Genomic DNA, 5,484 nt, shown 5'->3' with positions numbered 1-5,484 from the left:
GATCCCTCGATCCGCGAGTCGTCGAGGTGGGCGCGCACGGCGTGAGCCACGCTCAGCTCGACGCCCTCCCGCGCGCGGATGCCTGCCGAGAGATCGAAGAGAGCCGCCGCGCGATCGAGGGGGAGACGGGCAGAACCATCTCCACCTTCTGCTACCCCCACGGCCAATTCGACGGGCTTGTCAAGCAGATGGTCCGGGCGGCGGGATTTATCGGCGCGTGTTCCACACAGCCCGGCGTCAGCAACGCCGGGGATGATCCTTTCGCTCTGGCACGGCTCGTCATGACCTGTGACACGCAAGCATCCGACCTGGAGCGACTTTTCGCGCGTGCCCCGCTTGGTCCTGTCCCGGAACGTCGACGCACCTGGATCTGGCGCGTCGTGCGACGCCAGCGCGCCGCGGTTCTGCGACACCTCAGCGGATCGGCGAAGCCATGAGGCTCCGGGGCGGAGCAGAGGGCACGCGATCCCCGTCGCGCGCATTGGATTACCTCCGCCAGTCCTGGACCGACCTGCGCGCCGCGCGCCCATTCGGGCTCCAACTCGCGCGGGCCTCAGCGTGTCTCGTATCCGCCACGCTCCTCACGGGCATCCTTGGCTATCTCTACTGGACGGCTGCCGCGCGCGGTGCCAGCCCAGGAACGGTGGGATATGCCGCGGCGCTCGTCTCCGCCATGGCGCTCGTGAGCGCGCTCGGCGGGATAGGAGCGGGCCTCGGGATGACCTACGTTCTGCCGCGCGCGGGCGCCAGATGGAGCGCCACGGTCAACGCCGCGCTCGCCCTCGTCTTTCTGGTCTCCGCGCTCCTCGCGCTCGGATTCGTTTGCGGCGCGGCCGCGCTCCGCGTCCAGCTCGGCGAGCTGGCCGAATCACCGATGCAGCTCTGGACTTTCGTGGCCACATGCGCCTTCTGGAGTACGTCGCTGATCCTCGACGACGTTTTGATGGTCGAGAGGTGCGCGGGGTTGCTGCTCCTTCGACACGCCGTGGCGGCGCTGGTGCGACTGGGCGCGGTGCCCATTGTCATTGGCCTGTGGGGCGACGACGCCGGCTTCGGCCTCGCCGCCGCGTGGGGCGCAAGCGCCCTCATCTCTACAGCCATCGTCGTGGCCCCATTCTTCCGACGAAACCCCAGTGGCCGTCAATTCCGGGCCGACCTCGACATCCGGGCGGTGACGCAGGTCCTTCCCCTCGCCGTGAAGAACCACGGTTACGTCCTGATGGCTATGGCGCCCTATTTGCTCCTCCCTCTCATGGTCTCCAACATGCTTTCGCTCGAAGACAACGCCTATTACTACACGACGTGGATGATCACGATGCAGCTCCTGACCATCGTGACGTCGACCAACAACGCGCTTTTCGCCCACACGGCGTCAGCGGGAGTGCTTGACCGACGCCATCTGAACCAGGTGCTTGTCGCCATGCTCGCGGTCGTCGTGCCCGCGGCGCTCTTCCTTTTGATAGCAGGCCAAGCTGCGCTTGGCCTGCTTGGCAGCGGGTATGGCGAACATGGCGGGCCGCTGCTGGTGTGGCTGGCGCTCCTCGCGATCCCGAAGACGGTGACCGAGCTGTACGCGACCGTCATGCGGGTACGCAGGCGCTTTGGGGCGGCAGTCCGTCTCATTTCCTTTGGGTCCATCTCGACGCTCGCCGTGGCGGGCGCCACGATGCGCGCATGGGGGCTCCCCGCGGTGGGCATCGCATATTTCTCCTGTTTCTCCGCGGCAGCGCTGTACTGCGCATATGACCTCTGGTGGCGCGCAGATCGTCATCGCCAGAAGGGCGGGCCCCGATCCGCGGCGGCATGGCTGCCTCGAACGTGACGCAGAGCAGATGGTGGGCCGCCGCGGTCACGGTTCTGTTGCTCGCGTTCGCGTTGATTGCGTGGCCAACGGTTGTTCCGAGTCAGGTTCCGGGCCCCCTACCGGACAGCCGCGATTACGCCTTCGCTGCCGAGGGCCTGCTTCATGGCGCGTATGAGGTGTCTTGGGACGGCCCATCCCATGTGCCGAGGTACTCACCAGGCTTCTCGATCCTCCTCATTCCGGCCGTGGCCGTCGGCGGCATCAGCGGCGCGGTGTGGGTCCCCTTCGCTTCGGCGCTCCTGTTGGGGGTTCTGGCGGCGATCCTGGCGTCGCGCATCGGAGAGCCGCTCGCAGCACCCGTGGCCGTCGCCGCGACTCTATTTACCGCCGCCTCCATCCTGTTTTCGCGCATCGTCATGAGTGACCTGCCGTCCGCCTGTCTCGTGGTGCTGGAGATGGCCATGCTCGCCATAGCCGAGCCATCAACGTCGTTTCTCGCGGCCGGCGTCATCGCAGGAGCGCTCGTGTGGATTCGACCCACCAACTTCGTCCTGCTTGGCGCTGGTCTTGCCGCGTGCTCCGCCCGCGCCACGTGGCGACGACGCGCCCTTCTGTATCTCGTCGCGGCAATGCCACTGGTCGTCGGTCTCGCGCTCTGGCAATGGAGCGCATATGGATCGCCGCTGGCGACCGGATATCAGGCGCAGGGCTTCGGCAGGGATGGAAGCGGAGGCATCGGATCGCTTTTCTCCGTCACCAATCTCTGGAAAAGCCCACGATGGCTCGTCGACATGGACGCGCATCCACTGCACTGGCAGCTGCCGAACATCGTTCTGTACCCGCTGGCTCTCCTGGGCTCGGACTTCTTTCTCTCGCTCCCGTTCGTGTCGGCCATCGGGCTGTTCGGGCTTCTTCGATTTCGCGCGGTCTCCGGTGCGCGCGGCGCCGTCGGAAGATTTGGGGTCACCGCGCTGCTCCTCACCCTCGCCGTCCACCTTCCCTACTGGTACCAGGCCGAGCGATTTCTCATGGCGCCGGCGGCCATCGCCAACGTCGTTGCCGGTGTCCTGCTGGGTGACTGGATCGCCCAACGAAAACCCGGACTCCACGCAGCCCGGATCTCGCGCCCGCGGGTCTCGCGGCTTGCATTCGACGCGATTGGTCCCCCGCTTGTGGCCATCCCGGTCATGCTCGCGGCGGTCGGCCTCATCCGGGTTTCGACACCCCAGGGTCTCTTGCAGGGGGCGGTCGGCGTCTTCGTAGCCGCACGCCAGCAGCTCGGCCACGTTCACCGGACCCTCGATTACTACGCATTGGATGAGCCAACCCCCGGTTCGTAAGCGGCGCATACGACCTCCTGGACAAACCGGTCCGCCAACGCGTAGGCTGTGCCGTCGCAAATCCTGTGAACGTGGGATGCCGATGCGAAAGATCCGGATGCTCCAACGAATCATGTCCTTCGCGCTCGGAGCCGTAGCCGTGGTGCTGACCACCTCGAGCTGCACGCCACCGGCTGCTGGCGGCTCCCCGCCGTCCGAATCGGCAGCGGATCGCGACTGGTCTGCGCTGGTCGCGGCTGCCAAACAGGAAGGGAAAGTCGTCATCATCGGACCCGCGGGCGCGGACGTCGAGGAGGCGTTGACCCAGCCGTTCGAACGTCACTACCCGGAGATCTCCGTCGAATATACTGGCCCGCCGCCGCCACAGATCCCGCCACGGCTCCTCACCGAGCGCGCCGCCGACCAGTACACCACCGACCTGATCATCGTCGGCACCACCACCATCGTCGGCACGCTCATGCCTGCCAACGCGCTCGATCCCATCCGACCATTCCTGGTCGGGCCGGACGATCGCAACGAGTCCGTCTGGCGCGGGGGCCAGTTCGATTTCGCCGACGAGGGGGGGCAGTACAACCTCGTCGTGGCTGGGCGCGTCCAGATCCCGTTCATCTATAACCCGACGCTCGTCTCCCCGAGTGAGTTCAGCTCCTACCAGGACCTGCTCGATCCCAAGTGGAAGGGGAAGATCGCGATGCTCGATCCGCGCGTGCCGGGCGCGGGACTCGACATGATGACCTTCTTCTATACAACGCCGTCGCTGGGCAAGCCGTTCATCGAGCAGCTTTTCGCCCAGGAGCCGAACGTCGCGCGAGACGACCGGCAGATTCTCGATTGGGTTGCCAAGGGCCAGTACCCCTTGGCCATTGGCCCGAGTGGCGTTCTGGCGTATGAGCTGAAGGGCCGCGGCCTACCCCTCGAGCTGTTCCCGGGCGAACAGATCAAGGAGGGCAGCTTCGTTTCCGGAAGCAACGCGACGATCGCGGTGGCGAACAGGGCTCCGCACCCGAACGCCATCAAGGTCTACCTGAACTTCATCCTCTCGCCCGAGGGTCAGCTCGAATGGAGCAAAGCCTCGGGACTTGCCAGCCGCCGGAGCGACGTGCCCACCGACTTCCTGCCCGAGTCCGTCGTTCCCAAACCCGGCGTCGCCTACCAGGAGAACTACAAAGAACGCTACATCTCCATGAAGGATGAGGTGACGGACCTCCTCGCCGGCTTGATCAAGAGCTGATCGAAGAGCGCGCGACCGAATCGGAAGGCGCTGGGCTAAGCTCCACGCCCGCGGCGCAGCAGCCACCGAAGCGCGGAGCGCCAGGCCGGTCGGCGGACGTCTTGCAACTCCGACGGGAGATCGTGGGGAGCGCGGCTGCCATGCTCGGTCGGCGTTCGTCCTCGGGTGTACTCAGCCAGATCGTCGCCGATATCCCGAATCTCAGCCAACACTTCCGCCAGCAGCTCTTCGACATCCCGCGCCCGGCGGCTGTACGCTGACGCCTGAACGAACCGCGCCGCGACGCCGAGGAAGATCCCGAAGAGCAGAATCCACGTCCCAACCTCCGGCTCGAACCATGCGACCATGCCGCCGGCGACGGCGATGAGGACGGCGACGACGAAGAGCAGCCAGTGCATCGATCTCCCATGGCGCTGAGCGCTCGGACGATCATAGGGCACGCGGCCGCCGGCCATCACTGCAACCGCTTGACGCACTCGGCCTCATTTTCGAAAATGCCACCGCCATGACAGAGACGCGATTGAGACCATTTGACCACTGGCTGTTCATCGGGACGCCGTCGGACTTGCTGGCGCCGGTCGCCGCGCAGGGGCGCGAGGTGCCATTCGCAGTGGGCGATGTGCTCTTTCGCGAGGGAGATCCCTCCGACGGCCTCTACATCATTCTCAGCGGCTCAGTCCGCGTCTCGGCGGCCGACGAGCGAGGAGAGATTCAGGTCGCCATCGCCCGACGGAACGAGGTCGTCGGCGAGATGGGCGTGTTGGACGGTGAGCCGCGCTCCGCGACCGTGACCGCAGCGGAGCCCGGTTCGGCGTATTTTCTGCCGTCGCGTCCGATCATCGCCCTGCTCGAGCAATCGCCGATCACGTGCATGCGACTCATGGCGATCCTCGCGCGGAAGCTGCGGGAGACGAACGCTTCCATTGCGGACGTCGCGGGCGTCGCGTCGGCGGAGCACGTTTCGCAGGCGCTCGCCGCCGATTCCGTTGAGGCTTCAACCGAGCCCCCGCGAAACCGGTCCGAGACCCGATCGTATCTCGAGCGTGCGTTGCCGTTGATGGATCGGATCGACGGACACTTTCGACGGTGGCTGGAGATTGCGACGGCCG

Annotated in this window: 6 protein-coding genes; 5 read left to right on the top strand and 1 reads right to left on the bottom strand. The window is 66.1% G+C overall.

All coding sequences use genetic code 11. From position 1 onward, the window contains the following. The 4 genes from VFC51_07065 to VFC51_07050 all read left to right on the top strand — a co-directional run. Positions 1–437, top strand: a 437-nt coding sequence (locus tag VFC51_07065) for a polysaccharide deacetylase family protein (protein HZT06775.1), incomplete at its 5' end; no start/stop codon positions are given. Further along, the gene (locus VFC51_07060) at positions 434–1,822 is read left to right on the top strand and encodes a hypothetical protein (protein ID HZT06774.1); all 1,389 of its coding nucleotides are present in this window, start codon (positions 434–436) and stop codon (positions 1,820–1,822) included. The genes VFC51_07065 and VFC51_07060, both read left to right, overlap by 4 nt. Further along, on the top strand, positions 1,819–3,144 hold the full coding sequence (locus tag VFC51_07055) for a hypothetical protein (GenBank protein HZT06773.1): 1,326 nt from the start codon (positions 1,819–1,821) through the stop codon (positions 3,142–3,144). The genes VFC51_07060 and VFC51_07055 overlap by 4 nt, the downstream gene beginning before the upstream one ends. Before the next feature lie 97 nt (positions 3,145–3,241). Beyond that, on the top strand, positions 3,242–4,375 hold the full coding sequence (locus tag VFC51_07050) for an extracellular solute-binding protein (protein ID HZT06772.1): 1,134 nt from the start codon (positions 3,242–3,244) through the stop codon (positions 4,373–4,375). Between the two features lie 35 nt (positions 4,376–4,410). On the opposite strand, the gene VFC51_07045 is transcribed toward VFC51_07050, so the two are convergent. Continuing rightward, positions 4,411–4,851 (bottom strand): hypothetical protein, encoded by a 441-nt coding sequence (locus tag VFC51_07045; GenBank protein ID HZT06771.1) that lies wholly within the window; start codon positions 4,849–4,851, stop codon positions 4,411–4,413. A gap of 44 nt (positions 4,852–4,895) precedes the next feature. Between VFC51_07045 and VFC51_07040 the strand changes: the two genes are divergently transcribed. Continuing rightward, on the top strand, positions 4,896–5,484 hold a 589-nt coding region (locus VFC51_07040; protein HZT06770.1), incomplete at its 3' end, for a cyclic nucleotide-binding domain-containing protein.

Source organism: Chloroflexota bacterium, from assembly GCA_035652535.1.
Classification (GTDB): Bacteria; Chloroflexota; UBA6077; order UBA6077; family SHYK01; genus DASRDP01.
Note: the sequence above shows the minus strand (reverse complement) of the source record. Positions and strands in the feature narration are given on the sequence as shown.